21 protein-coding genes are annotated in these 25,988 nt (G+C 65.7%); 15 read left to right on the forward strand and 6 right to left on the reverse strand.

Features of this window, described 5'->3' with window-relative positions; translation table 11 throughout:
• The first annotated feature begins 321 nt into the window (after nucleotides 1-321).
• The 12 genes from WT24_RS22265 to WT24_RS22320 all read left to right on the forward strand — a co-directional run bounded on the left by WT24_RS22265 (nucleotide 322) and on the right by WT24_RS22320 (nucleotide 15,261).
• Nucleotides 322-951 carry a LysE family translocator gene (locus WT24_RS22265; protein ID WP_060035869.1) on the forward strand — a complete coding sequence of 210 codons (630 nt, stop codon included), beginning with the start codon at nucleotides 322-324 and terminating at the stop codon, nucleotides 949-951.
• Between the two features lie 417 nt (nucleotides 952-1,368).
• Nucleotides 1,369-4,146 (forward strand): type VI secretion system Vgr family protein, encoded by a 2,778-nt coding sequence (locus WT24_RS22270; RefSeq protein ID WP_060035870.1) that lies wholly within the window; start codon nucleotides 1,369-1,371, stop codon nucleotides 4,144-4,146.
• Between the two features lie 23 nt (nucleotides 4,147-4,169).
• Nucleotides 4,170-6,431, forward strand: coding sequence for a DUF3274 domain-containing protein (locus WT24_RS22275; RefSeq protein WP_060035871.1), 2,262 nt, complete (start codon nucleotides 4,170-4,172; stop codon nucleotides 6,429-6,431).
• Nucleotides 6,428-7,909: a virulence factor gene (locus WT24_RS22280; protein ID WP_179949383.1), complete on the forward strand. Its 1,482-nt coding sequence runs from the start codon at nucleotides 6,428-6,430 to the stop codon at nucleotides 7,907-7,909. Before WT24_RS22275 ends, WT24_RS22280 begins: the two co-directional genes overlap by 4 nt.
• A gap of 9 nt (nucleotides 7,910-7,918) precedes the next feature.
• Nucleotides 7,919-8,182: a PAAR domain-containing protein gene (locus WT24_RS22285; RefSeq protein ID WP_027784933.1), complete on the forward strand. Its 264-nt coding sequence runs from the start codon at nucleotides 7,919-7,921 to the stop codon at nucleotides 8,180-8,182.
• A 46-nt stretch (nucleotides 8,183-8,228) separates the two neighbouring features.
• Nucleotides 8,229-9,566: a hypothetical protein gene (locus WT24_RS22290; protein WP_060035890.1), complete on the forward strand. Its 1,338-nt coding sequence runs from the start codon at nucleotides 8,229-8,231 to the stop codon at nucleotides 9,564-9,566.
• Between the two features lie 343 nt (nucleotides 9,567-9,909).
• Nucleotides 9,910-11,013 carry a toxic anion resistance protein gene (locus tag WT24_RS22295; RefSeq protein ID WP_060035873.1) on the forward strand — a complete coding sequence of 368 codons (1,104 nt, stop codon included), beginning with the start codon at nucleotides 9,910-9,912 and terminating at the stop codon, nucleotides 11,011-11,013.
• 20 nt (nucleotides 11,014-11,033) lie between these two features.
• Nucleotides 11,034-11,774: a VWA domain-containing protein gene (locus WT24_RS22300; protein WP_059504010.1), complete on the forward strand. Its 741-nt coding sequence runs from the start codon at nucleotides 11,034-11,036 to the stop codon at nucleotides 11,772-11,774.
• A 43-nt stretch (nucleotides 11,775-11,817) separates the two neighbouring features.
• The gene (locus WT24_RS22305) at nucleotides 11,818-12,834 is read left to right on the forward strand and encodes a DUF475 domain-containing protein (protein WP_059791372.1); all 1,017 of its coding nucleotides are present in this window, start codon (nucleotides 11,818-11,820) and stop codon (nucleotides 12,832-12,834) included.
• A gap of 99 nt (nucleotides 12,835-12,933) precedes the next feature.
• Nucleotides 12,934-13,590, forward strand: coding sequence for a TerD family protein (locus WT24_RS22310; protein ID WP_006482759.1), 657 nt, complete (start codon nucleotides 12,934-12,936; stop codon nucleotides 13,588-13,590).
• A 51-nt stretch (nucleotides 13,591-13,641) separates the two neighbouring features.
• The gene (locus tag WT24_RS22315) at nucleotides 13,642-14,514 is read left to right on the forward strand and encodes a hypothetical protein (RefSeq protein ID WP_060035874.1); all 873 of its coding nucleotides are present in this window, start codon (nucleotides 13,642-13,644) and stop codon (nucleotides 14,512-14,514) included.
• Between the two features lie 123 nt (nucleotides 14,515-14,637).
• Complete coding sequence (locus WT24_RS22320; RefSeq protein WP_060035875.1) at nucleotides 14,638-15,261, forward strand: HAD family hydrolase; 624 nt, start codon at nucleotides 14,638-14,640, stop codon at nucleotides 15,259-15,261.
• Between the two features lie 31 nt (nucleotides 15,262-15,292).
• Here WT24_RS22320 and WT24_RS22325 read toward each other — a convergent pair whose 3' ends face one another.
• Nucleotides 15,293-16,402, reverse strand: a complete 1,110-nt coding sequence (locus WT24_RS22325; RefSeq protein ID WP_060035876.1) for a fatty acid desaturase — start codon at nucleotides 16,400-16,402, stop codon at nucleotides 15,293-15,295.
• 224 nt (nucleotides 16,403-16,626) lie between these two features.
• Here WT24_RS22325 and WT24_RS22330 point away from each other — a divergent pair, with 224 nt between their 5' ends.
• Nucleotides 16,627-17,664 carry an AraC family transcriptional regulator gene (locus tag WT24_RS22330; protein WP_059503999.1) on the forward strand — a complete coding sequence of 346 codons (1,038 nt, stop codon included), beginning with the start codon at nucleotides 16,627-16,629 and terminating at the stop codon, nucleotides 17,662-17,664.
• A gap of 67 nt (nucleotides 17,665-17,731) precedes the next feature.
• Here the strand turns inward: WT24_RS22330 and WT24_RS22335 are convergent, their stop codons facing one another.
• Both WT24_RS22335 and WT24_RS22340 read right to left on the reverse strand, forming a co-directional pair.
• Complete coding sequence (locus WT24_RS22335; protein ID WP_060035877.1) at nucleotides 17,732-18,778, reverse strand: beta-propeller fold lactonase family protein; 1,047 nt, start codon at nucleotides 18,776-18,778, stop codon at nucleotides 17,732-17,734.
• Nucleotides 18,765-20,132, reverse strand: a complete 1,368-nt coding sequence (locus tag WT24_RS22340; RefSeq protein WP_060035878.1) for an MFS transporter — start codon at nucleotides 20,130-20,132, stop codon at nucleotides 18,765-18,767. The genes WT24_RS22335 and WT24_RS22340 overlap by 14 nt, the downstream gene beginning before the upstream one ends.
• A 455-nt stretch (nucleotides 20,133-20,587) precedes the next feature.
• Between WT24_RS22340 and WT24_RS22345 the strand changes: the two genes are divergently transcribed.
• Together WT24_RS22345 and WT24_RS22350 are read left to right on the forward strand one after the other, a co-directional pair.
• Nucleotides 20,588-21,568: a hypothetical protein gene (locus WT24_RS22345; RefSeq protein WP_060035891.1), complete on the forward strand. Its 981-nt coding sequence runs from the start codon at nucleotides 20,588-20,590 to the stop codon at nucleotides 21,566-21,568.
• Nucleotides 21,569-21,894: 326 nt separating this feature from the next.
• Nucleotides 21,895-23,373 (forward strand): deoxyribodipyrimidine photo-lyase, encoded by a 1,479-nt coding sequence (locus tag WT24_RS22350; RefSeq protein WP_060035879.1) that lies wholly within the window; start codon nucleotides 21,895-21,897, stop codon nucleotides 23,371-23,373.
• A 22-nt stretch (nucleotides 23,374-23,395) separates the two neighbouring features.
• On the opposite strand, the gene WT24_RS35445 is transcribed toward WT24_RS22350, so the two are convergent.
• The 3 genes from WT24_RS35445 to WT24_RS22365 form a co-directional block, all read right to left on the reverse strand.
• The gene (locus tag WT24_RS35445; protein ID WP_031401989.1) at nucleotides 23,396-23,518 is read right to left on the reverse strand and encodes a hypothetical protein; all 123 of its coding nucleotides are present in this window, start codon (nucleotides 23,516-23,518) and stop codon (nucleotides 23,396-23,398) included.
• The gene (locus tag WT24_RS22360; protein WP_060035880.1) at nucleotides 23,509-24,741 is read right to left on the reverse strand and encodes an MFS transporter; all 1,233 of its coding nucleotides are present in this window, start codon (nucleotides 24,739-24,741) and stop codon (nucleotides 23,509-23,511) included. The genes WT24_RS35445 and WT24_RS22360 overlap by 10 nt, the downstream gene beginning before the upstream one ends.
• A gap of 164 nt (nucleotides 24,742-24,905) precedes the next feature.
• Entirely contained in the window at nucleotides 24,906-25,847 is a 942-nt protein-coding gene (locus WT24_RS22365) for a LysR substrate-binding domain-containing protein (protein ID WP_060035881.1), read from the reverse strand.
• Nucleotides 25,848-25,988: the final 141 nt, after the last annotated feature.

Consider the following 25,988-nt stretch of genomic DNA (forward strand, 5'->3'; position numbering starts at 1 on the left):
GGTCGGTGATCCATCCCGGGGCGGCGAGTCGGAATCCGGGCGGCGTGACGCGTCCGTACTGTCGCGGACGTGTTTTTTCGAACGGCGGAGTCTAACGTAAACGAGAATCATTGTCGTTTACGGAAAGATCAGTCCACTATTTGAGATAACCGGGTGCCGTTCACCGGCGACGGTGCTCAACCGCCCGGCGGATGTCGGGATGGACATGCGATCATGCGAAGTCCGTATTCGTCGTAACAAACCGTCCGTATCGGTTGCGGTCCGTCGGGCCGATCGTGTCGATGCCGTCCGCACCGCTCTCTTCAAAAGGAACGCCACGCCATGTCGCTCTCCGCCTTGCTCGCCTTTGCGCTGATTCTGTCCGTCGGTGTCGCGACGCCCGGCCCGACGGTGTTGCTCGCGATGAGCAACGGTTCGCGCTACGGATTGCGTCACGCGATGGTCGGCATGCTCGGCGCCGTCACCGCCGACGTCGTACTCGTCGCGCTGGTCGGGTTCGGCCTCGGCGTGCTGCTCGACGCGTCGGAAACGGCGTTCGTGACGCTGAAGCTGCTCGGTGCGGCGTGGCTCGCGTATGTCGGCATCCGGATGCTGATGTCGAGCCGCGGGGCCGCGGCTGCACAGCCTTGCGTGCCCGCGACGCCCGATCGCCGGAGCGCTTTTTTGAAGAGCTTCTTCGTCGCGATGAGCAATCCGAAGTACTACCTGTTCATGTCCGCGCTGCTGCCGCAGTTCGTCGACCGGTCGCATGCGATCGCGCCTCAGTACGCGATTCTCGCGGCGACGATCGTCGCCATCGACGCAATCGGGATGACCGGTTACGCGCTGCTGGGCGTGCATTCGGTTCGCGTATGGAAGGCGGCCGGGGAGAAGTGGCTGAACCGGATCAGCGGATCGCTGCTGCTGATGCTCGCGGGGTACGTTGCGCTGTATCGCAAGGCCGTGCATTGACGCGATGATGGAGCGGAGAAGCGGCGTAGCGTCGTGCCATCAGGACGAGTGACGTGGGCCGGCGATCGGTATTTCGGCGCGACGTTGGTCGGTATCGACAGGCGAGGAAGGTACACGATTCGTCACTTGGCGGTGCCGTTCGTTCGGCGCGTAGTGGGGATGCGGGCACGGACGGGAACGAGACCGGAGCGACGATCGAGGGGCACGGGGCGGGACGGCCCGTTTCGAAAGAATGTGAAGGGTTGAGCCCGTTGTGGGCTTTGCAAAAAAGATTCTAAATCCTGTCAAAAAGCCGTCACCAATCTGACAAATTTGCTATGCTCGCCGAAAATCAGACGGGCGGCACTCCCAGGGCGGACCAGCGGGCGTGATTGCTCGCCGAACAACGAAGTCAAACAAAATCCTGAGAGTCACGCTGTGAATACAGCCGAATTGCTACGCACGTTTGCGTCGGGGGTGGTCGATCAGAACAATCGGCCGGTTCGCATGAACTGGGGGTCCGCCCAGAAAACGCTCGAGCAAGTGCTTGCGCTCCAGTATGCCGATATCCGCGAAGGGTTGATGACCGGTATCGAGGGGCATTTGACCTGCGTGTCGGCACGGGCCGATCTGCCGATCCGCAGCTTCATCGGGCTGCCAGTCTCCGTCGAGATGACGACCGATCGTGGGCGTCTCCATACCATCAACGGCATCGTCACCGACGTTCGCACCGGACAATCGGACGGTTCACTGACCTGCTACCAACTGACGATTCGCGACGTGCTGTCCGTGATGGAGCGGCGGACCAATTCACGGTTGTTCCGGTCCAAGAGCCTGCCCGACATCCTGGGTGTGCTGCTACAGGAATGGCGCCAGCGCAGCTCGGCGCTCGCGGGCGCATTCGAGTTCGACCTGTCCGGTCTGCAAGCCGAGCGTTATCCCGCGCGTGAACTCACGAGGCAGGTCAACGAGTCGGATGCGCATTTCATCCGGCGGCTGTTGCGACGGGAGGGGGCGACCGTCTTCGTCAAGGCGGGCAAGGCCGGCGAACGGGCGAGCGGCAATGCGCACGACACGCCGGTTCATACGCTCGTCTTTGCCGACGACTCGATGAAGTTGCCGCAGACGGCCGCCGGCACCGTCCGCTACCATCGCGACGCCGCCACCGAAGAGCGCGACTCGATCACGCTGTGGGCGACGAGCCGCCGATTGATCCCGGGCAAGATCGTTCGGCCGACGTGGGACTACAAGAGCGGCCGGATGTCGCAAACCGAGCAGGCGACGATCGTCGATCAGGGCGACGGCGGCAACGACCTCGTGCATTTGCTGGCCGACGTCGTCATCGATATCCCGCATGCCGGGGATTCGTCGTCCGATCTCGACCGGATCGGCAAGGACCGGATGCTGGCGCATGAACTGCGCGCCGAATCCGTCGACGGCGTGAGCAATGTGCGCGATCTGGCCGTCGGTCACTGGTTTGCGCTCGCGGAGCATCCGCAACTCGACATGTTGCCGGCCGAACAGCGACAGTTCGTCGTCACGTCGCTTCATCATTGCGTGCGGAACAACCTGCCGAAGGAACTGAACGAGCGCGCGCAATCGCTGTTCGCGGCAAGCCGCGTGCTGTTCAACGCAGTGCCGACCGACGTGAGCGGCAAGCCGGGCGACGAAAACGACAGGCGCTACGAGAACACGTTCTCGTGCGTGCGCCGCGGCGTGCCGCTGACGCCGGCCTACGATCCCCACGTCGATCTGCCGCCCGTGCATCCGATGACGGCGGTCGTCGTCGGGCCGCAGGGCGAGGAGGTGTTCTGCGATGAAATGGGCCGCATCCGTGTGCAGATCCAGGGACTGAGCCCGGACGATCATGCGCACGCACAGGGTGCCGGCACGAGCGGTACGCCGTCCGACAGTGCGCCGGTACGCGTCGCGTGCGCGCTCGCCGGGCCGGGTTTCGGTGCGAATACGTTGCCGCGCGTCGGGATGGAAGTGCTGATCGGTCACATCGGCGGCGATCCGGACCGGCTCGTCGTGATGGGTGTACTGGCCAACGGGCCGAACATGCCGGCGACCTTCAGCCATACCGGCGCGCTGCCGGGCAACCGCTATCTTTCCGGCACGAAGACGAAGGAGATCAAGGGGCAGCGGTACAACCAGATCCGCTTCGACGATACGCCCGGGCAGATCAGCAGCCAGCTGGCAAGCGAGCATGCGTACAGTCAGCTGAACCTCGGCTATCTGACGCAGCCGCGCGACAACGGGCAGGGGGCGGCGCGCGGCGAGGGCGCCGAATTGCGCAGCGATGCGCACGTGGCGATTCGCAGCGGCAAGGCGATGCTGATTTCGGCCTGGGAGCGGCTTCGCGCGAGCGACGGCCACCTCGCTCGGGACGAGTATCTGCAACTGATGCAGGAGTGCGTCGAGCTGTTCAAGAGTCTCGGCGACTACGCGGGCCAGCATCAGGGCGTGGCGCCCGATACGCAACCGCACGATGCGCTCATGACCACGGTGAAAGGCTGGCCGAATGGCGAGGCGTCCGGCGGCGGTGAGTCGTCAGGCGCGTCGATGGCGGCCATCGGCATCACCGCGCCGGCCGGCATCAGCATGGCCACGCCGAAGACCGTGACGACCCACGCGGGCGGCAACGTCGATGTCGTTGCGCAGAACCATCTTCAGTACACGAGCGGGCAGCGGATCAACCTGCAGGCCGGGCATGGCGTCGCGATGTTCGCGCACAGCGACGGCGTGTCGGCGATCGCCAACCAGGGAAAGGTGGCGCTGCAGAGCCAGAACGACGACACGCAGATCGATTCGGCGAAGAACATCCAGATGACGGCGGGCGGCGGCAAACTCGCGGGTATGGCCAGCGAGCAGGTCGTGTTCGTGACGTCGGGCGGCGCGTATCTGAAGCTGCAGGGCGGGGATATCGAGCTCGGGTGTCCGGGGAGTTTCACCGTCAAGTCGGCGTCGCATACGTGGGCCGGGCCGGCGAGCATGAGCGCCGATTTTCCGAAGTTCGACCAGGGCTCGCTGGGGCGGGTGCCGAAGCTGGTCCGGGCCACCGATGGGCAGCCGGTCGAGGGCATGGAAGCCGAGGTGCGAAAGGCGTCGGGCGAATTGATCAAGGGGAAGACCGACGCGCAGGGCAAGCTGACGCCAGTCAGCAGCGATCAGTTCGAACAATTGGCGGTTCGCTTCTTCAAGTCTAGAACCTGAGTTGAGTCTTCAAGAAAAACAACATGTCGAACTACAACTTTGCGCAGAACCCGGGCGGGCAACCGTCGACGGACGACCCGTCGCAGACTCCGGTGGGCGGTGGACTGGGGACGACGCTGTTCAACCGCAACGACCTCGAGTGCGTGATGCAGATGCCGTTGCCGGGCGTCGTCATTTTCGTGCACGGGGTGAATTCGGAAGGGGAATGGTTCAAGGAGGCCGAGAAGGGGTTGTGTGCCGGATTGAACCGGCGCATGGGGCGTTATGACGATCAGCTGTTCCATTGGGGGCCGGTGGCCGGGCAGATGACGCCGGTCAGCTATATCGAAAGCCTGACGCCAGACGGTTTCCTGAATCCGGACATGTCGTCGAAGACGTACATCAAGCCCGATCCGTCGTTCTCGCCCGTCATCCACTTTCGGTGGGGCTATGCCGCGAATGCGGAGGAGCTGAAGGAGTATGGCGATAAGATCATGCTCAACGAGAAGAATTACTGGGGCGGTGGTCCGTTCGCGGGCGGGTGTACGAGTCTGCCGGATCTGTGGAACGACGGGTTGAACGATCGGCTTTTTCTGTGGCTGACCGTCCAGCACATGAACGGCATCGGCAATCGAAAAATCTACTCCACGCCACCGCGCACTTACGGTGTGCTTGGCGCACTGCGGCTGGCACGCCTGGTCGAATCGATCCGCAAGCGACAGGCCGACGCGCCGATCACGATCGTGTGCCACAGCCAGGGAAACATGATCGGTCTCGCCGCAGCGTTCCTCGGTGACCGGTTGCCCGAGGTGACGGATCAGTGGGGCAAGAAAGGGCGCTGCGTGGCCGACACCTATGTGCTCGCCAATCCCCCGTACAGTCTCGTCGAAGCCAACATGACCGACTCGTGGGCCCAGCGCGGGGTGCGCGACAAGAACGGGCGCGTGGGGCGCGAGACCTATGTCGCGCGCAAGGAAACGCTGAGAGAGTACTTCGATATCCTGCGTGCGCGGGCCGAGCTCGAGATGCCTGCGGAGGATCTCGATCGGGCGATGGAAAACGCGAGACCGTCGAAGAACGGGGGCAAACCTTATAGCGCAGCCAAGGACCGGGAGGCGCATGGGCTGTACCAGAAGAACACTTACGGGAGAGTGACGCTGTACTGCTGCCCGCACGATCAGGTCATTTCGGCCTTGACCGTTCAGGGAATCGGCTGGCGCGGGATGAGTATCGATGAAATCAGTGCGACGAACGGGTGGGGTGTTTTTTCGCAACGCGTATTCGCGTCGAATTTCGAGGTGGGCGGAGAGAACAAGCTCTATCGGTATTGGCTGGACGACTGGCGCAAGGACAAGAACCAGAAGGAAGGTTTCTGGTATCCGCCATCACCGCCGGCACGGTATGGTCTTGGACGAGGCATGCATTCCAATGACAAGTTGCTCACGAAGTTCGTCACGCTTATAACGAGCCCCGCCCTCTACCTGTTCAATTTGACCGACATGAAGGTCAATGCCGATCCGCCAAAAGACTGGGAAATCCCGATCACGGCACCGATGCTCGACAAGGAAACGCGCTTTCTCCCGAAGGCGTTTCGCTACGACAAACCGTCGGGCGCTTGCGATGCGCAAGGGAAACCGATCGAGGAAGGGAGCTTCAACGAGAGCTACGATCCGCCGTCGGCCGCGCGTGACGCCAACAAGGAGAACAAGCGCGATGACGATCCGTACGACAACTTCGATGCGAAATCGGAAAAATTCAAGACTGAGGGTGATGCGCTGAAGGCGCAGGGGGATACTGCATCCGAAGCTGCGCAGCGATATGAGGATCATTCCATTCTCCGGATGGAAGCGCGCAGATCCGGAAACCGTCGCTGGGTCGACAAGGAAGGAAATGTGGTTGGGGAGGACAATCCTGAGGCAGCGAGTGCTGACTATACCGAATGGCGAAACAACGAGATTTTTCAAATTCTGAACGGCGGGGACAAGAACAACCCCACCAACCATTCGACCATCATGACCAATAAGGACCATGCTGAAAGGGCATTGGCCTATGATGTCGCAATTGGGCTTTGCTATCTGACTGAAGATGATTTCAAAAATCTCAGAATTCAAGCTGATTGGAGGTTTGCCAGTGATTCCAAGAAGAGTGATCCTAATTTCGATCTGATGGATTATATAAATACCGGAAAGCATGGCGATTTGTTTCTGCCTGATTGGGTGAAAAATGACGAAAATGCCACGATGCCAAGGAAAATATATGATGAGCGAGATGGCGGATTTTTCCTGAAGCTGGGAGGTATTTTATGAGGGCGGTCATTGCCACGTGGCCGCGTCGAGTCGGAGTTGCGAGCCTCGCGTTGCTTTTTGCTTTAGGGGCATCGTTTTTGATATTGATTTCGTCTGGCAAGCCGGCGGGAGAGTTATTGAGTATGGGTAATCTGATGAAACGATTGGTGCTGGTCCCTGGCCTCGTGGCAATCATGGTATTTGCGTTCGCAACAGTGATTGCAGCCTCACGCCCAGCGGCTGCCTCATCGGCCGATAAGGGAGTGCCGATAGCTGGGGCTAACTCATCCAGACCTTTCGTTGCCCAGGTCGTAGGACTCGGATGGATGAATCCCCTCCAACGCAGGGACTACCCTACCGAGTGGCAAATATTGTGGACGCTTGGTTTGGTCAAGCCAAATGTCAACGATGATATGGTTCGAACGAACCCGAAGAAATATTCGACGTTACAGGCAATTTCCATTGTCGCTGATGGTAACGGTGGAGGTGAATCTTTTGCCGGGTTTTATGAGAAGTATGTCGATAAATTGTTGTTGCTATTCCGGGTTCCATATTTTACGAATGAAGATTATTTTTATACCGTAAGCTCGGATGAAAAAAGGAAGTGGCGTGAGTTGGCCGGCGTGCACGTGGAGTTGGCTATTCCTTCTGGAAGAATTGAACCTGTATCGGCGGCGTCATATCTGCGCAATCGCATTGTTAATATATTCGAAATCGGCAATCCGTCTGCAAAGAATCTATGGAGCCGCGACACTCCACCCGATGTGCACGTGACGACGGGCCACGGCAATGCCGGCTTCACGTCGCTGAATGCCGCGCTGGACTATCTGGCTGCGCATCCGGACAAGAGTGCATGGGTGATGAACTGGGACGCGCCCAGCTTTCCGCCGAACGACGAACAGATCAACGAGAACATGGTGGTGCTGTTCCTTGCCGGCCCCGACCTGAAGACCGAGCGTGAACCGCTGGCCTGGATCGGCAAGGCTGCACGAAGCAACGTCAAGGATTTCGAGGCCAAGCAAGGCGCGAGCCGCGCGGTGCAGGCATGGAAGTCGACGATCGATGCGGCGGCGAGTAATGCAGGCGTGTCGGTGTCGTCGGTGAATTACATCGTGCACGACGCGGGCAAGGGCAGCGATGCTGCATCGACGCGAATTGCTTCACTGTCGCAGACGCTGACGGAAATACTGCCGGAATACGATTTCCGTACGCAGACCTTCAATACATCGGCGTTGCTCGGTGACATGGGCGCCGGCGCGGCGTTGACCGATGTGGTGCTGGCGATCGGCCGCGCGAATCACTTCGGTGGAAATGTGCTCGTAGCCGGAACGACCGATGCGGAGCATCCGACGGCAGTGGTCGTCGTCGCGCCTTCGAAACTGACGCCGATCGACGCAAGTAAGAACTGGTTTCGCGCACGCGGTGGAAACAACGCCTATCTGCCTTGGTGGGGACGTCGTCACGATGCGGACCCTACGACTCAAGGCTATTCAAAATAAGGAGCGCGCATGCGCGGCATCATTCGAGTCGGCGACGCAACGAGCCACGGCGGTCAGGTCGTGACCGGCAGTGCGGTCAGCGAAGTGATGGGGCGGCCGGTCGCCCGGCTCGGTGACACGTGCGTCTGCCCGATCGCGGGCCATCAGGCCTGCTTTATCGCCGAAGGCGATCCGCAGGTCATCGTCGACGGGAAACCCGCTGCATTCGATGGTCACAAGACATCGTGCGGTGCGACGCTGATTTCGAGTCTAGCGTCGTCCGGACGGGAATGAATTTGCGGACCGGCGCGCCGGGTTGGCCGGTTCGATCGGGGTATTCATGCACTGTTTCACTCTTGCCAGACGTATCGGGTGCGTCTCGATCGTGATGGCGACGCTCTTGTCGTGCTCGCCATTGCGGGTTGAGACGCGCGCTGCATCGACGCGATCCGTCGAAGGTGCGTCTGCCGCGCCGTTTGTTGCTCAAGTCGTCGGACTTGAATGGCTCAATCCGCTGCAGCGTCGCGACTATCCGACCGAGTGGCAATTGCTGTGGACGCTCGGGTTGGTGAAGCCGAATGCCAACGACGATATGGTCCGGACCAACCCCGTGAAATACTCGACCTTGCAAGCGATATCCATCGTCGCGGATGGCAACCGGGGACGTGAATCGTTTGCCGGGTTCTATGAAAAATACGTCGGCGAACTTCTTGTGTTGTTTCGGACGCGCTACGTGATGAACCCCGATTATTTTTACAGCATCGGCTCGAAGTACAAGCGTGAATGGCGTGAACTGGCCGGGGTGCGTGTCGAACTTGCACTTCCTGCCGGCCGTCTCGATCCGATAGCTGCCGGCGCGTTCTTGCGCGACGAAATGGTAAACATGTATGAAATCGGCAACCCCTCCGCAAAAAATCTATGGATCCGCGATACGCCACCCGACGTGCACGTGACGTCGGGCCACGGAAATGCCGGCTTCACGTCGCTGAACGCCGCGCTGGACTACCTGGCCGCGCATCCCGACAAAAGCGTGTGGGTGATGAACTGGGACGCACCAAGTTTTCCCCCGCACGACGAACAGATCAACGAGAACATGGTGGTGTTGTTCCTCGCCGGCCCGGATCTGAAGACCGAACGCGAACCGCTGGCATGGATCGGCAAGGCGGCGCAAGGTAGCGTCATGGATCTCGACGCGAAGCAGAACGGCAGCCGCGCGGTGCCGGCATGGAAGTCGACGATCGACGCAGCCGCGGCCAATGCGGGCGTCACGGTCTCGTCGCTGAACTACGTTATCCACGACGCAGGCAAGGGCAGCCCCGCCGCTTCGGCAAGGGCCGCGTCCCTTTTGCAAGGGCTCGCGGAAGCCGTGCCGGAAAGCGACCTCCGCGGCGCGACCTTCAACACGTCGGCACTGCTCGGTGACATGGGGGCCGGCGCGGCGTTGACCGATGTGGCGCTCGCGATCGGCCGCGCAAATCATCTCGGCGGAAACGTGCTCGTGGCGGGCACGACCGACGCTGAGCGTCCGACGGCCGTGGTCGTCGTCGCGCCGTCGAAGCTGACGCCGATCGATCCCGACAAGGACTGGTTCCGCGCACGCGGAGAGAACAACGCGTACTTGCCGTGGTGGGGCCGCCGTCACGACGCGCGCCCGACGTCGCAAGGCTACTCGTACTAGGACGCGACACCCGCGTTAAGCAATCTGTAACAATCAGCGGAATAGCGAGAGGCCGATTCTTTCAAAAAACTTTCCGCTTCTCTTTGCCGATGTGCACGGGGAAATCCGGATTCGCGCTCCATCAAGGCACGGGTCCTGACATGTCGGAGGCCGTATCGGAATTCCTATCGCATGTCTTACGAATCGTATGGTAATTGAAAGAATCGCCCGGCTTGACGCACCGCACCGTCCCCCTTTATTGTCCGTCTGCCGCCCGTGAGAGAGCACGACGGCAATCGCGCGAACGTACCTCGCGCGCACGACAACACGTAGCAAAAAGCAGAAAAGGAAACGTGGTAGCCACATGAAGCCGCTATTCGACGACAACAAATCCGATGCGGTCAGCGATCGTCCGTCCACCTCGTCTTCGTCACCCGTCGCCGTGCCGGCCGCCGTCGCCAACGTCGTCGTGCCGGCATCGGCAGCGTCGCCGACGGAACATGCGCGCCTGATCACCGTCGACGAGATCGACCAGCTTGGCGCGACGCAGGGCACGCGCATCGCCGCCTTCTCCCAGCAGATTCTCGCGAGCGTCCGGGCATCGGATGCCGACCAGTTCGGCGACAAGCTCAACGAGCTGATCGCGACCGCGAAGGGGCTCGACCCGCGCGGCGCCGACAAGGGCGGGCTGCTCACGCAGGTCACGCGGCTGTTTCGCTCGACCAAGGAGAAGCTGCTGTCGCAATACGAATCGGTGAGCAAGCGGATGGACACGCTCGTCGTCGAGCTCGAAAACCATGCGGAGCGTCAGAAGGCCGGCATCGACGAGCTCGAGCGGATGTACAACGACAATTACGCGCTGCACCAGGAGCTCGCGCAGTCGAAGGCGCACGGCGAAACGGCGCTCGCGGCGCTGCGCGCGCATCTCGCGGCCGGCCAGCAGCCGGCGGACGACGCATTCGCCGCGCAGCGCCTGCTCGACGTGAAGCGCAAGGTCGACGCACTCGAAAGCAAGCTCGACGACCTCGATCGCGCGATGCTGATGTCGAAGCAGCTCGCGCCGCAGATCCGGATGGAGCAGGACCAGAAACGCACGCTGACGTCGAAGTTCATGACGATCAAGACCGTGCTGATCCCCGCGTGGACCAACGCGTTCGCGCTCTATCTCGAGCAGCTCGGCACGAAGCGCGCGGCGGCGCTCGCGAACGCGACGTACGACGCGGCCGACGAGGCGATCCGCGCGCAGGCCGACCTGAATCGCCGGAACGCGCAGGAAGTCGCGAAGCTCGGCCAGCGTCCGGTGATCTCGACCGACACGTTCGAATACGCGCAGCAGCAGCTGTTCGGCGCGTTCGACGACATCACGCAGATCATCGCCGACGGCCGACGCCAGCGCGAGCAGGACGCGCCGCGCCTGCGCCAGCTCGAACAGGACCTGATCACCCGATTCGCTCCGAAGCACAACTAAGAGAACCGAGAGAACACTGCATGATTACGCTTGAGAAACGCGCGGCGAAGGTCGCGATCGTCCTCGAAAAACGTCAGATCCTGAAGCCGCCCGTCGTGCGTGTCGGCGCGGCGCTCGATATCTCGGGCTCCGCGAAGCCGCTGTACCAGTCGGGCGTGATCCAGGAGACGCACGACCGGATTCTCGGCATCGCCCTGAAGTTCGACGACAACGGCGAAGTCGACACGTGGACCTTCACCGAAGGCTACGACCGCCTGCCGACCGCGACGCCCGACAACTACGGCTCGTACATTTCCGACCACGTGCTCAACGCGCGGATCGACAAGTGGGGCGGCACGCAGTACGCGCCGGTGATGAACGACATCGTCGACTTCTTCTTCCGCGCGCCGGAGCCGAAGCGCGAGGAAAAGCGCGGCTTCCTGAGCCGGCTGTTCGGCGGTGCGGACGACACGTCCGCGCCGGCCGCTTCGGCGCCCGTGAACGGCCATCTGCCCGCGTGGGTGCTGTTCGTCACCGACGGCCAGAACCCGAAGAACGACCGCAAGCGCGTGCGCCAGTTGCTGGCCGAATCGCAGCATTTCCCGCTGTACTGGTCGCTCGTCGGCGTCGGCGATCCGAGCGAATTCGACTTCCTCGCGGAAGTCGCGGACGAAATGCCGAACGTCGGCTTCCTGCATCTCGAATCGCTCGACCTCAGCGACGAACAGATCTACGAACAACTGATCACGCAGGAATTCTGCGACTGGGTACGCGCGAAGTAAGCGCGTGCCGCCTGCCCATTTTTCTGAACTCGATTACCCCATCATGTTGAAAGACTTCAAGATCCCGTTGTCGCTCACGGCGCTCGCGCTGATCGCGGCCTATCTCCTCGGCGGCGTGAAGGACATGCTGATCGTCGCGGTCCTGTGCGTGCTCGAAATTTCGCTGTCGCTCGACAACGCGGTCGTCAACGCATCGGTGCTGAAGAACTGGTCGGAGAAGTGGCGCAACCGCTTCATGGTGTTCGGCCTCCCCGTCGCGGTGTTCGGCATGCGGCTCGTGTTCCCGCTGCTGATCGTCGCGGTGATCGGCCACATCGGCCTGTGGGATGCGCTGACGCTCGCGATCGAATCGCCGGACAAGTACGCGGCGGTGCTGACGTCCGCGCATCACGAGGTGTCGGCGTTCGGCGGCGCGTTCCTGCTGATGGTGTTCTTCAAGTTCATGCTCGATACCGAGAAGGACGAGCACTGGATCGGCTTCCTCGAAGGCCCGATGCGCCATCTCGGCCGCATCACCGCGCTGGAAGTGGCGCTGACGCTCGCGATCGTGATCGTCGCGTCGTTCTACGTGCCGGCGGCCGAGCAGGTGAGCTTCCTGCTCGCGGGCGCGTTCGGCGTGATCGGCTTCGTGATCGCGCACGGCGTGGGCGACCTGGTCGGCGGCGAGGACACGGGCACGCGCGTGGTGCGCGAAGGCGTCGCGGGTTTCATGTATCTGGAAGTGCTCGATTCGTCGTTCAGCTTCGACGGCGTGATCGGCGCGTTCGCGCTGTCGAACAACATCTTCCTGATCGCGCTCGGCCTCGGCGTCGGCGCGGCCTACATCCGGGAGATGACGCTCGTGCTGCTGAAGAAGGGCACGCTCGCGCAGTACCGCTTTCTCGAGCACGGCGCGTTCTGGGCGATCGGCGCGCTCGCGACGATCATGTTCCTGGGCGTGAAATTCGAGGTGCCGGAGGTCGTCACGGGCCTGATCGGCGCGGCGATGATCGCCGCGGCCGTGTGGTCGTCGATCGTCGTGCAGCGCAAGGAAGACCGCGCGGTGGTGGCGGGCAAGTAAGCGCGCGTCACGCGGCGCGAACAGCATCAACGAAGGGGCCGCCGCAGGCGGCCCGGCATCGCCGCCGGCGCAACGGCGGTTCCAGCACAAGAGGTTCAGATGATCAATTTGTCGAAAGGCGGTCGCGTCAATCTGTCGAAGGAAGCGCCCGGCACGCAGAAATTCCGCATCGGTCTCGGTTGGGACGCGAACGCGACGGACACGGGCACGGATTTCGATCTCGACGTGTCGGTGTTCCTGTGCAAGTACGACGCGCAGAGCAATCCGAAACTGATCTCGGATCAGCATTTCGTGTTCTACAACAGCGAAGTGCGCACGATGGAACGCAAGGAAACCTTCATCCAGCCGGGCGACGATTTCCCGAAGCGCGGAATGCCTTCGTCGAAATGCCTGGGCGTCGTGCATAGCGGCGACAATCGCACGGGCAGCGGCGACGGCGACGACGAAGTGATCTTCATCGACATGACGAAGCTCGCGGCCGACGTCGAGGAAATCTCGGTGGTCGTGACGATCGACCAGGCCGAAGCGCGCCGCCAGAATTTCGGGCAGGTTCGCAACAGCTACATCCAGATCGCCGACGAGGTGTCGGGCGCGGTGATCGCGAAGTACGCGCTCGAGGAAGACTTCTCGATGGAGACGTCGGTGCAGGTCGGCAGCTTCTATCGTCGCGACGGCCACTTCATGTTCAAGGCGGTCGGCGCGGGCTACAACCGCGGCCTCGGCGATTTCGTCCGCGCGTACGGCGGCGCGGTCTGACTGGCGGCAGCTCGGCGCGCGGCACCCCGCCGCGCCGGGCAGGAAGCGGCGATGACGAATCCGTCCGACGAGCCGAAGCGGCTCGAGTTCGATACGACGCCCGAGCGCACGCCCGGGCGTCTTGCGTTCGACGCGCCGGCCGCGCCCGGTGCGCCGGTCGCGCGTGTGTCGGCGCGGCCTGCACCCCAGGCGCTCGACTTCGGGCCGGCGCCGGCGTCCGATCGAGCCGTGCGCACGGCGCCCGCCGATGCGGTCGGCCGCGCGCTGTTCGGCGAATCGAATCATCCGCAGCTCGAAGCGTGCTTCCGCGCCGCGCAGGCCAGCTTTCCCAATCTCTATCCCGATTACGCGTCGCGCATCGAGCGGCATATCCGGCAACTGGTGCCGTTGAAGCTCGCGACGGTCGCGACGATCGGCGACGGCGCGCTGGAGACGGCCGGCAACCTCGTCGAGGCCGTCGCGGCGACGACGCGCGAATTCAACGAACTCGGCGCGGCCGACATGATGGCGGGGCTGCTCGCGCAGGCGACACGCAAGGCCGGCATGTTCGAACGCTGGTTCGGTGCGGCGTCCGGCCATGTCGACTACCGCGCGGCGCTCGGCGCGCTCAAGCAGTCGCTCGGCTTTTTCCCGCGCCGTACCGAGGCGCTCGCCGCGGAGGTTCGCCGTGCGGAGGAGAACCTCGTGGTCGTGCTCGCGGCGCTGAGCGCGGTGTCGGACGTCGTGCGGGCGCCGGACGATGCGGGCGTCGAGCGCACGCTGTTCGACCGCCGCAACATCGTCGGGCAGGCCGTGCAGCAGATCCGGATGCAGCCGGCGCAACTGCGCGGGCTCGACGAGCGCGTGACCGACCTGCTGTCGCGCGCCGATCACCTGATGAACGTCGTGCTGCCGGCGGCGCTGGCCGCGCGGCCGTCGCGCTGAGCGAACGATACGAGCGCATGCGCTTCGGCGCGCGCGGTCTCGTGTCGGGCGCCACGGTTTCACGCGCGTGGCCGTGAGTCTGCTATCTTCCCGGGCATCTCATCGCTTTCCCGCCGATTCTCCATGACCGACCGCATCGTCGCCGCCTTCGATTTCGACGGCACCATCACGACTACCGACAGCTTTCGCCATTTCGTCCGCCATGCGGTCGGCACGCCGCGTTTCGCGTGGGCCGGGCTGCGGGCGCTGCCGTGGATCGTCGCGATGAAGGCCGGGCTGCTGTCGCGCGGCGACGCGAAGGCGAAGTTCGCATCGTTCGCGTTCGGGCCGATCCGCGAAGACGCGCTCGATGCGCAGGCGCGCAGGTTCGTCGACAGCTATCTGCCGAACCTCGTGCGTCCGGAGATGCTCGAGCGCATTCGCGAGCATCGCGCGCGCGGGCATGAAATCGTGCTGGTCAGCGCGTCGCCTTCGCTGTATCTGGAGAAGTGGGCGAAGACGGCCGGCTTCGACGCCGTGTTGGCGACGCGGCTCGCGTTCGAGCGCGGCGTCTTCGCCGGGCGGCTCGACGGCGAGAACTGCTGGGGGCCGCAGAAGGTCGTGCGGCTGCGCGGATGGTGGGGCGACCGGCCGCCGCAGCAGTTGTTCGCATACGGCGACAGCCGCGGCGACAAGGAAATGGCCGAACTCGCGAACTGGTCGTGGATCCGCGGGCAGGGGCCGATGCCGCCGATCGGCGATCGATGAAGCGCCGATGCGCTGACGCGCGCCGTCGGCGTTACGCGTCGGCTTGCGCGGGGTGCGTGTCGCGAGACGGGCGATAGCCGCCCCAGCGATTCGCGCGCGCGAACGTGCCGACGTCGTTGAAGCGCACGCCGACTTCGCGCATCGCCGCGTGCGCGGTGCGCGCGGTCAGTTGCCGGATGTAGAACGGATCGCGCACCACGAAGTGATGGATCGCGTGCGTGCTGCCGAAATTGAAGCAGAACAGCTGGAACGGCAGCATCCACCACGGGTTCAGTACCTGCGTCTGCTGGATCACGTTGCGCGAATCGATGTCGCCGAAATAGTGCATGTTCGAGCTGACGAAGTTGATGCAGAAGCTGCGCACGAAGTTCGGCCCGAGCCACACCACCGCCAGGAAATCGACGACGCGCATCACGTGCTCGACGACGGCCGGCACCGTCACCGCGTAGCCGAATGCATGCAGCGCGAACAGGCCGACGTGATAGACGACGAACGCATGCCATAGCGTGTAGTACAGGTGGCCGATCGGCATGTAGGACGACACCTGTTCGACGCGCAACTGCAGGCGCTCGGACGGATGCTGCACCGGCTGCGCGGCCACGTACTGCTTCACCTTGCGGCGCATCGCGGCGGGCCGCAGCACGACGGCGAGCATGCCGTCCGCGATCATCAGCAGGCGCTTCACCCCCCAGCGTTCGCCGTTGGTGATGCCGAATTCCTCGAGATCCGATTCGCCGCCCGACACCTTGTGGTGATGCAGGTGCATGCGCCGGCGCGTCCACGGATTGATCGTGCCGGGTCGCGTGAGCCAGCACAGCGCCATCATCAGGTGATACGCCCACGGTGTCTTTTTGAAGTACATCAGATGGATCAGGTCGTGCTCGAGCTCGTGGATCAGCGACGTGACGAGCGCGGCGAGCGGCAGCGCGACGTACCACGCGATCGCGCCGCGCGCATACAGCCATGCGATCGCGAGCATCGCGCTCACCGACACGGCCATCACGGTCGCGCCGACGAGGTTCTGGTTGTCGAGCAGCGGAAAGCGCGCGCGGATCGCGTCGCTCGCGGCATTGACTTCGCGGCGGACGTACGCGACCTTGTCGGCGTCGTTTCGAAAGACGGTTCGTGCGGGTAGGCTCATCGACCGGAATCCGTGCGGAAAGAGTAGGGCGCAATGCCGATGTGACAAGCATAGGCGCGTGCCGGAGCGCATGCGAGGGCCGGCGGTGCCAATGGTGGTGTCATTTCGGGCCACGTTGGCCGGCAATCCGCAGTCGATGCGCCGATACGTGGCTAGAGTGCCGCCGCGGTGTCATTGCGGGCCAGCGACGCTACAATCCGCCGAAACCGCCCGGAGTGAGCCGCATGGTCCCGTCCGTTCCGGATGCCGCGCGCCAGTTGAACAAGGCGACGGTGTCGTCCGCGTATGCGTTGTTCATGCTGATGCTGGCCGAGGAGCGCGGCATCGACGGCGGCCGCATTCTCGCCGGCTCGGGCGTCGAGCGCGACCGGCTCGCGCAGCCCGATGCGCGCATCACGCCGCTGCAGCAGGCGACGATCGTGTTCAACCTGCTCGATGCGACCGGCGATCCGTCGATCGCGATCGAGATCGGCTTGCGCAGCAGCCTGACGAAGGCGGGGCTGATCGGCTTCGGGCTGATGAGTTGCGCGACGCTCGGCGAGGCGATCGCGCTCGGCATCCGTTACCTGCCGACGCGCGTGCCGTTTTTCTCGGTGCGGCTCGCGCAGCTCGACGGCATCGTCGACATCGACGTGTTCGAAGCGTTTCCGCTCGGCCGGCTGCGTCAGTTCGCGGTGGAAAACTTCCTGGTCGAGACCGCGATCCTGTTCAATTCGCTGCTGTATCCGACCCCGGGGCGCACGCTGCAGTCGCGTGCCGAACTCCACTTCGAATGGCCCGAGCCGCCGTGGTTCGAGCGTTATCGTGCGCGGCTGCCGCGCTGCCATTTCGATGCGAGCGCGAACCGCATCCGCTGCGACGCCGCGCTGCTCGACGAGCCGATCGGCACCGCGAACGCGCAGACCGCACAGATGATCGTCCAGCAGTGCGAGGCGGAGCTCGCGCGGCTCGGCTATGCGGAGAGCATCGTCGAGCGCGTGCGCAATCTGCTGATCTGCGACGAAGGCGGCTATCCGTCGGTCGACGACGTCGCGCGCGAGTTGCACGTGTCGGCGCGCACGCTCAAGCGCAAGCTCGCCGAATACGGCGCGACCTATTCGGCGCTGCTCGACGAGATCCGGCTGCGCGACGCGCTGCGGCTGCTGGAAGGCACACGGCTGCCGGTCGACGAGATCGCGGCGCGCGTCGGCTATACCGACCGCGCCAATTTCACGCGCGCGTTCAAGCGCTGGACGGGCGTTGCGCCGAGCGAGCGGCGCTGAACGCCGGGCCCGCATCGGCGTGCCGGCGCCCGCTCGCGCGCCGATGCTTCTTCAAGCCTTCCCGCCTTCAGACGATCGCGATCCAGTTCGCGCCGCGGCCTCCCGGCACGCGCGCGTGCAGCGACAGCGTGCCGTCGTCCGGCGCGATCGCATACACGGCCACGTGTTCCGACCGTTCGCCGCAGGCGACGAGCCAGCGTCCCGACGGATCGATCGCGAACCCGCGCGGCTGGGTTTCGGTGGCCGTCGCGTGCGCGGGCTCGAACGAGCCGTCTTCGTGGCGGCGATAGCAGAGCAACCGGCTCGACGTGCGCTCGCTGACGTACGCGAAACGCATGTCGGGCGTCAGGTGCAGATCGGCGGCCCACACGGACGGCTCGGCGGGGGCGGGCGGACGCGCATGGCCTTGCGCGAGTTCGGCCACGGCCGGGTGGCGCGCACTCACGCGTGCGTCGCCGAGCCGGCCGGTGTCGGTGTCGCGGGCGAAGGTTGCGAGCGTGCCCTGGAATTCGCTGACGACGACCAGCGTGCGGCCGTCATCCGCGAACCGCAGGTGACGCGGACCGAAGCCGGCCGGCACGCGCGTCTCGCCGTGTTCGACCGCGCGCAAGCCGGCGGCGTCCTCGACGAGCGCGAAGCCGAACACGCGGTCCGAGCCGAGCGAGCTGACGTACGCGAAACGGTCGTCGGGCGACACGATCACCGCGTGCGCGTTCGCGATGCCGCCCGCAACTTGCAGCGGCGCGCCGTCGCCGTCGCGCACGCGTGCCGCATCGTAGAGGCTCAGCGAACTCCCGCCGTACGATGCGCCGAGCAGCCAGCGGCCGCTGCGATCGAGCGACAGGTACGCATGGCTCGCGTCGATCGCGGTCGTGCCGATGCGCGCGAGCGCGCCCGTGGCGGCGACGCGGAACGCGACGATCGTCGGCTGCTCGCCGCGCGTCGCGACGTAGAGCCGCGTGCGGTCGGCCTGCACGGCGATCGGCATCGCGACGTCGGCGGCGGGATAGCGGGCGAGCGGCGCGAGCGTGCCGTCGCCGGCGAGGGAGAACGTGGCGAGGTCGCCGTCGGCGGCATTCGAGACGACGACGGTCAGGCGGTCAGTGTTCGGCATGGCGGAGCATCGGGGCGTGCGTGAAGGATTCGTCGGCCGGCCGGCCGCGCGGCGGATCGCTGCGCCGCTGCGTGCGCGCGAACAGCGCGGCGACCGCGGCGACGAGCGAAGCGATCGCGAGCGCATACAGCCCGCCCGTGATCGAACCCGTATGTTGCTTCAGATAGCCGAAGGCCGTCGGCGCGACGAAGCCGCCGAGGTTGCCGACCGAATTGATCAGCGCGATCACGGCCGCGGCCACGCGCGTGTCGAGATAGCCCTGCGGGATCGGCCAGAACAGCGACGCCGCCGCCTTGAAGCCGAGCGCGGCAAAGCAGATCGACGCGAACGACCACACCGGATCGGGCGACGTCGACGCGAACAGCCCGCACGCGGCGAGCACGAGCGCGAACGCGAGCCAGCGCTGCGGATGCTTCCATTTCGACGACAGCACCGCGAAGCCGTACATCGCGCCGATCGCGATCATCCACGGAATGGTGTTGTACAGGCCGACCTGGAAATCGGTGAGGCCGCCCATCTTGCGGATGATGGTCGGCAGCCAGAACGTGGCCGCGTAGATCGTCAGCTGGATCGAGAAGTACAGGAAGCAGAACAGCATGATCTGCGGATCGCGCAGCAGCGTGGTGGCGCGCACCGGCACGTTCGAGCGGACGTCGCGCGTGGCGCGCTCGTCGTCGAGCGCGTTCTGGAGCGCCGTGCGTTCAGCCGGCGTGAGCCACGTCGCGTCGCGGATATGCGATTTCAGCAGCAGCCAGCTCGCGCCGCACAGTGCAACCGAGAACAGCCCCTCGATCAGGAACATCCATTGCCAGCCTTCGAGGCCGAAGCCATGGATCGACAGCAGCGCGCCGGTGACGGGCCCGGACAGCACCGACGCGAACGCGGAGCCGCCGAGGAAGATCGCCATCGCCTTGCCGCGCTCCTGCGGCGGCAGCCATTGCGACAGGTACAGCACGACGCCGGGGAAGAAGCCGGCCTCGGCCGCGCCGAGCAAAAAGCGCAGCACGTAGAACGACGTGTCGTTCCACACGAACGCCATCGCGGCCGCGACGATGCCCCACGTCGCCATGATCCGCGCCAGCCATACGCGCGCGCCGTAGCGCTGCATCAGCAGGTTCGACGGCACTTCGAACAGCGCATAGCCGACGAAGAACAGCCCGGCGCCGAGCCCGTACGCGGCCGCGCCGATGCCGATCGACGCTTCGAGATGGCGATCGACGAAGCCGACGTTCACGCGGTCGATGTAGTTCGCGATGAACATGATCAGCACGAGCGGCAGCACGTGCCACTTCACTTTCGAGACGGCGGATGCGAGCGGGTCGCGGCCGGGCAGGGCGGACGAGGGCGGGTTCAACGGTGTCTCCGGTCGGGCGGCGGACGGGGCGGTGGCCCCGCGTCGGCGTCTGGGTGGCGGTTTGTGTAGTACGTCGTCGTATGACATGGTACGCCGGAGTATCGGGGATGGCGTCGCGGGTTTACCCGGAAATCTCCCAATGATGGTGAAGTTTTCGACAAGAGATGTTCTGCTCGAAACATCTGATGACGTATGACATCAAGCTAGTTGCCGTCGCGACGAGCGGTACCGTCGCGGGAGGTCGTACCGCATATGAAGAAGGGCAGAAGCTCGGCGCGATCGCGTTCAACGACGCGCAGGCGACTCGCCAGCCGTTTGCAGCGGAGGGCGGCTACGTTCCATCGACGGATGCGCTCGCGGTTGCGGCAAAATACCTCGCGTGCGAACCCGGAGACGGGCGCGACGCTCGCCGCGAACCGCGGCGATTTCATGCCTTGACGACGGAGCAACGGATCATGCAGGACAACCAGTACGCGCGGCATGTGTTCGCGTTCAACGGCGACGCGGACGGCCTGTGCGCGCTTCAGCAGTTGCGGCTCGCGCAACGCGTGCAGGGCACGCTCGTGACCGGCGTGAAGCGCGACATCAGGCTGCTCGAGCGTATCGACGCGGGCGCAGGCGACCTCGTCACCGTGCTCGACGTGTCGCACGACCAGAACCGCGACGCGTGCGCGCGGCTGCTGCGCGACGGCGCGACGGTCCGTTACTTCGATCATCACTTTGCAGGCGAACTGCCGGACCATCCGCGCTTCGACGCGCATATCGACACGGCGGCCGACGTCTGCACCAGCGCGATCGTGAACCGCCATCTCGGCGGCCGGTACGCGCGCTGGGCGATCGTCGCGGCATTCGGCGACGAGCTGCCGGCGCTCGGCGATGCGCTGGCGCGCGAGCACGGCGTCGAGGAAGCCGAGCGTTGCGTGCTCGCGGAACTCGGGCGCTATCTGAACTACAACGCATACGGCGAGTGCGTCGGCGATCTGCATTTCGATCCGGCGGCGCTCGCGGACGCGATGCTGCCGTGCATCGATCCGCTCGATTTCGTGCGCGAGACGGCCGTGTTCGCCGCGCTGCGCGACGGTTACCGCGACGACATGGCGCGCGCATGCGCGCTCGCGCCGGTGCGCGAGGTGCCGGGCGCGACGCTCGTGCGGATGCCCGATCTCCCGTGGGCGCGGCGCGCGACCGGCATGCTCGCCAACGAGCGGATGCGCAACGCGCCGCATGCGGCGCTCGCGGTGCTGTCGCCGCGCGCAGGCGGCGGGCTCGTCGTCAGCGTACGCGTGCCCGACGGCCGGCCGATCGGCGCGGACGAGTTCTGCCGCGGCTTCTCGACCGGCGGCGGGCGCAAGCGCGCGGGCGGCATCAACCATCTGCCGGAAGCCGAGTTCGATGCGTTTGCCGAGCGCTTCGAGGCCGCGTTCCGGCTCGATTGACGCGACGCATCGTAATGACCCGATCGGTCGGTTGCATCGGCGGCACGGTCGGCCCGTGGGGCCGCCGCAGCGCGATGCGATGCGTTCGGCGTTGCATCGGCCGTGCGGGTGCGCGGTGTGCACGAACCGCTCGACGCACCGCAGCCGGAGAAATATGCCGCGCGTGCCGCCTTCCGGCAGTGCGATTTCCATCGAATTGAAGCGGATCGTGCGGCTGCACGCGGTGGCGCGGTGGCGTGCTGGCCGAGACGGCCGGCGTCGACGCTGTGCAGCGCAGCCGCGACAATACGCGTCTCTTTTTGCTTTCGCCATCGAGGTGCCTGCCCATGTCCACCCGGCAGTCCGTTGCCCCCGCGATCGTCTGGTTCCGCGACGATCTGCGCGTGACCGATCAGCCCGCGCTGACGCGCGCGGTCGCATCCGGACGGCCGCTCGTCTGCGTTTTCGTCGACGACACGAGCGCCGGCGCCGGGCCCGCGCTCGGCGGTGCGGCGCGCTGGTGGCTGCACGGGTCGCTGGCAGGGCTCGACACCGCGCTCGCGCGGCAGGGCGGGCGCTTGTTGCTGTTGCGCGGCGACGCGCAGCGCGAGATCGAGCGCCTCGTCGGCGATACGGGCGCGGCGGCCGTGTACTGGAACCGTCGCTATGCGCAGCTGCAGCGTGACGCGGATGCGGCGCTGAAAGCGTCGCTCAAGGCGCGCGGCGTGACGGTGGAGAGCAGCAACGGCAGCCTGCTGAACGAGCCGTGGGAGGTGCTGACGGGCAGCGGCGGCCCGTATCAGGTGTTCACCGCGTACTGGCGCGCGGTGCGGCGAGATCGCATGGTTGCCGTGCCGCTGCCGGCACCCGGGCGGATCGCGTTTCATCCATGGCCGAAGGCCGTGCGCGACCGCGCGCTGGCGCTCGACGCGCTCGCGTTGCGTGCACATGCGCCGGACTGGGCCGGCGGCTTGCGCGATGCGTGGCCGGCGCCCGACGAGGCCGGCGCGCACGCGCGACTCGACATGTTTCTGACGACGTCGCTCGCCGGCTATGCGCAGGCGCGCGATCGGCCCGACCCTCCGACGACGAGCCGGCTGTCGCCGTTCCTGCGCTTCGGCAACGTGTCGCCGCGACAGGTGTGGCATGCGGTGCAGGGCGCCGCGAGTGCAGGCGGCGCGGCGTATGCGGCGCACGCCGACAAATTCCTCAGCGAGCTCGGCTGGCGCGAATTCAGCTACATGCTGCTGTATCACTTCCCGGCGCTCGCGACCGACAACTTCCGCGCGCAATTCGATGCGATGCCGTGGCGCGACGATCCTGCGGCGTTACGTGCATGGCAGCGCGGGCGGACCGGCTACCCGCTCGTCGATGCGGGCCTGCGCGAGCTGTGGACGACCGGCTGGATGCACAACCGCGTGCGGATGGTCGTCGCGTCGTTCCTCGTCAAGCATCTGCTGATCGACTGGCGCGCGGGCGAAGCATGGTTCCGCGACACGCTGGTCGACGCCGATCCCGCGAACAATGCGGCGAGCTGGCAATGGGTAGCCGGCTGCGGCGCCGATGCCGCGCCGTATTTCCGCATCTTCAATCCGGTCGCGCAGGGGCGGAAGTTCGACCCGGACGGCGCGTACGTGCGGCGCTGGGTGCCCGAGCTTGCCGGCCTCGACGATGCGTCGATCCATGCGCCCTGGGAAGGGGCGCCGCTGGCGCTCGACGCGGCCGGGGTACGGCTCGGCGTCGACTACCCGGCGCCGCTCGTCGAGCACGCGGCCGCGCGCGCCCGGGCGCTCGATGCGCTGGCGGCGTTGCCGAAGCGCCGTTGACCGTCCGCTCCGCTTTGCCGCATCAATTGCAGAGCGCGACGTGCTCGAGCAGCGCGTACGCGACGCCCGAATCGAAGTAGGCCGCGCCGCACCACGCGACGAACGCGAGCGTGCCGGCCGCCAGTGCCGCGCGGATCATGCCCATGCCGCGTTGCCCGATGCCGGGCGCGCGACACGCGCGTCGTCGATTGGCACGTGCAGCAGCGCCGCGAGCACGCCGAGCGCGATCGAACCGATCCACAGCGGCAGGTACGAATGCGTCGCGTCGTACACGACCGCACCGAGCCACACGCCGAAGAAGCTGCCGAGCTGGTGCCCGAAGAACACGAAGCCGAACAGCGTCGCGATGTAGTGCACGCCGAACACCTGCGAGATCACGCCGTTCGTCAGCGGCACCGTGCCGAGCCACGTGAACCCCATCACGGCCGCGAACCCGTAGACGCTCGCGGGCGACAGCGGCACGGCGACGAACGCGGCCATCGCGCATGCGCGCACGAGGTACAGCACCGACAGCACGTACTTGCGCCGCAGCAGCCCGCCCAGATGCCCGCACGCGTAGGTGCCGGCCACGTTGGTCAGCGCGATCAGCGCGAGCGCGACGCTTGCGTGGCGCGCCGGCAGCCCGTGGTCGAGCAGATATGCGGGCAGGTGCGTCGCGATGAACGCGAGCTGGAAGCCGCACGCGAAGAAGCCCGCGTTCAGCAGCCAGAAGCCGCGATGCGCGAACGCCTCGCGCACGGCTTCGCCGATCGACTGGCCGGGGCCGGCTGCAGCGCCGGCCGCCTGCGCGGGCCGGTCGCGCAGCAGCACGGCGAGCGGTGCGAGCAGCGCGGCGACGAGCGCCAGCGCGACGAACGCGTGCCGCCAGCCGATGCCGCCGATCAGTTCCTGCGCGACGGGCACCATGCAGAACTGGCCGAGCCCGCCGATCGCGCCGGCGATACCGAGCGCCCAGCCGCGCCGGTCGGGGGGGAAGAGGCGGCTCAGCGCGCCGTAGATCGACGCGAACGCCGAGCCCGACAGCGCGACGCCGATCACGAGCCCGGCGCCGACCGTGAACAGGCCGGTCGACGCAGCATGCGCCATCGTGACGAGCCCGGCCGCGTACAGCAGCATGCCGGCGACGATCACGCGCACCGAGCCGAAGCGGTCGGCCACCATCCCGGTGAATGGCTGTGCGACGCCCCAGATCAGGTTCTGCAGCGCCAGCGCGAGCCCGAACGCTTCGCGCGACCAGCCGTGGTCGAGCGAGACGGGTGCGAGGAACAGGCCCTGCACGTGGCGGATGCCGAGCGCGGCGCCCATGATCAGACCGCCTGCCAGCACGGGCAGCCAGCGGCGCCGGACTTCCTGCTCGATCGGGGTCATGCGTGTCTCCGGATGAAGGCGCGCGGCGAAACGGCCGCGCTCGATCCCGATTAAACGAGCGGGGCGGCCGGCGCTCAAGCGATCATTCGGTCAGGTTGGCATGCGCAACGGGAATGCGAAGAGGGCGGCCGTTGCCTGCGCTCACGCGCATCCGCGCCGCGGGCTCAGGCCGACGTCGTATCGTGCGCGTGCATCGCAGCGTCGCATTCGGCCGCTTCGGCGAGTATCCAGTCGCGCACGTCCGCGACTTCGCGGCGCGGGGCCGGATCGTGCTGGAACAGCCAGTAGCCGTACGTTTCCGAGCGCGTTTGCGTGTGCGGCCCGAGCACCGCGAGCCGGCCGTCGGCGAGCATCGGCGCGACGAGCGCGAGCCGGCCGAGCGCGATGCCCTGGCCCGCGATCGCGGCCTGGATCACCTGGTCGTACTGGTTGAAGCGCAACACGCCTTTCGGGCGCGCATCGCCGAGCCCCGCCGCGTGCAGGTGTGCGTGCCACTGCAGATGCGGTTGCGGCGGCCCGTCGAATTCGAGCAGCACGTGATCGGCGATCGCCGCCGCGCTCGCGACCGGCCGCGCGGCGAGCGCGGGATGCGCGACCGGCACGACGATCTCGTCGAACAGGCGCAGCGCACCGGCCGGCGCACGGTCGCGCGGGCAGTAGCGGATGCCGAGGTCGATGCCTTCGGCGCGCAAATCGAGTACCTTGTCGTTCGCGGCGACGCGCAGGTCGATCGCGGGCAGCCGCGCCTGCAACCGTCCGAGCCGAGGCAGCAGCCAGAGCGCGGTCACGCCGATGCTGGCGGTGATCGTCACGGGCTGGCGCTCGCGCACGGCGGCGAGCGACGTGACGGTGTCCTGCAGGCTGTGCAGCGCCGCATCGGCGACGCGGAACAGCCGCTCGCCTTCCGGCGTGAACGCGATCTTCCGGTAGCCACGCTGCAGCAAGGTGACGCCGAGATGCGCTTCGAGCGCATGGACCTGGCGGCTGACCGCCGACTGCGTGACGCACAGGTCCTGCGCGGCGAGCGTGATGCTCATGCGGCGGCCGACGGCGACGAAACCGCGGACGAGATCGAGCGACGGGAGACGGACGAGTGGCGTTGACATGCGCGTGGCTCATGCGAACGGAGCAGCAAGATTGGTTGAGAACGCGGCACGCGTCAAGTTCAATGGAGGCGGGTCGATCGCGGAAGAGGGGCTGAGTAAGCCCGAGGCGCCCGCCCGGACCGACCGCGAAGCATGGGATTC

The sequence above is a fragment of the Burkholderia sp. MSMB1078WGS genome, from assembly GCF_001528895.1.
Taxonomy (GTDB): domain Bacteria; phylum Pseudomonadota; class Gammaproteobacteria; order Burkholderiales; family Burkholderiaceae; genus Burkholderia.

Bases quoted from the DNA above. Each gene is read 5' to 3' on its own strand.
- WT24_RS22305 (WP_059791372.1), top strand. From the start codon at position 11,818: ATGTTGAAAGACTTCAAGATCCCGTTGTCGCTCACGGCGCTCGCGCTG.
- WT24_RS22280 (WP_179949383.1), top strand. From the start codon at position 6,428: ATGAGGGCGGTCATTGCCACGTGGCCGCGTCGAGTCGGAGTTGCGAGC.
- WT24_RS22330 (WP_059503999.1), top strand. From the start codon at position 16,627: ATGGTCCCGTCCGTTCCGGATGCCGCGCGCCAGTTGAACAAGGCGACG.
- WT24_RS35445 (WP_031401989.1), bottom strand. From the start codon at position 23,518: ATGGGCATGATCCGCGCGGCACTGGCGGCCGGCACGCTCGCGTTCGTC.
- WT24_RS22295 (WP_060035873.1), top strand. From the start codon at position 9,910: ATGAAGCCGCTATTCGACGACAACAAATCCGATGCGGTCAGCGATCGT.
- WT24_RS22315 (WP_060035874.1), top strand. From the start codon at position 13,642: ATGACGAATCCGTCCGACGAGCCGAAGCGGCTCGAGTTCGATACGACG.
- WT24_RS22365 (WP_060035881.1), bottom strand. From the start codon at position 25,847: ATGTCAACGCCACTCGTCCGTCTCCCGTCGCTCGATCTCGTCCGCGGT.
- WT24_RS22275 (WP_060035871.1), top strand. From the start codon at position 4,170: ATGTCGAACTACAACTTTGCGCAGAACCCGGGCGGGCAACCGTCGACG.
- WT24_RS22300 (WP_059504010.1), top strand. From the start codon at position 11,034: ATGATTACGCTTGAGAAACGCGCGGCGAAGGTCGCGATCGTCCTCGAA.
- WT24_RS22320 (WP_060035875.1), top strand. From the start codon at position 14,638: ATGACCGACCGCATCGTCGCCGCCTTCGATTTCGACGGCACCATCACG.
- WT24_RS22345 (WP_060035891.1), top strand. From the start codon at position 20,588: ATGCAGGACAACCAGTACGCGCGGCATGTGTTCGCGTTCAACGGCGAC.
- WT24_RS22350 (WP_060035879.1), top strand. From the start codon at position 21,895: ATGTCCACCCGGCAGTCCGTTGCCCCCGCGATCGTCTGGTTCCGCGAC.
- WT24_RS22265 (WP_060035869.1), top strand. From the start codon at position 322: ATGTCGCTCTCCGCCTTGCTCGCCTTTGCGCTGATTCTGTCCGTCGGT.
- WT24_RS22335 (WP_060035877.1), bottom strand. From the start codon at position 18,778: ATGCCGAACACTGACCGCCTGACCGTCGTCGTCTCGAATGCCGCCGAC.
- WT24_RS22360 (WP_060035880.1), bottom strand. From the start codon at position 24,741: ATGACCCCGATCGAGCAGGAAGTCCGGCGCCGCTGGCTGCCCGTGCTG.
- WT24_RS22285 (WP_027784933.1), top strand. From the start codon at position 7,919: ATGCGCGGCATCATTCGAGTCGGCGACGCAACGAGCCACGGCGGTCAG.
- WT24_RS22290 (WP_060035890.1), top strand. From the start codon at position 8,229: ATGCACTGTTTCACTCTTGCCAGACGTATCGGGTGCGTCTCGATCGTG.
- WT24_RS22325 (WP_060035876.1), bottom strand. From the start codon at position 16,402: ATGAGCCTACCCGCACGAACCGTCTTTCGAAACGACGCCGACAAGGTC.
- WT24_RS22310 (WP_006482759.1), top strand. From the start codon at position 12,934: ATGATCAATTTGTCGAAAGGCGGTCGCGTCAATCTGTCGAAGGAAGCG.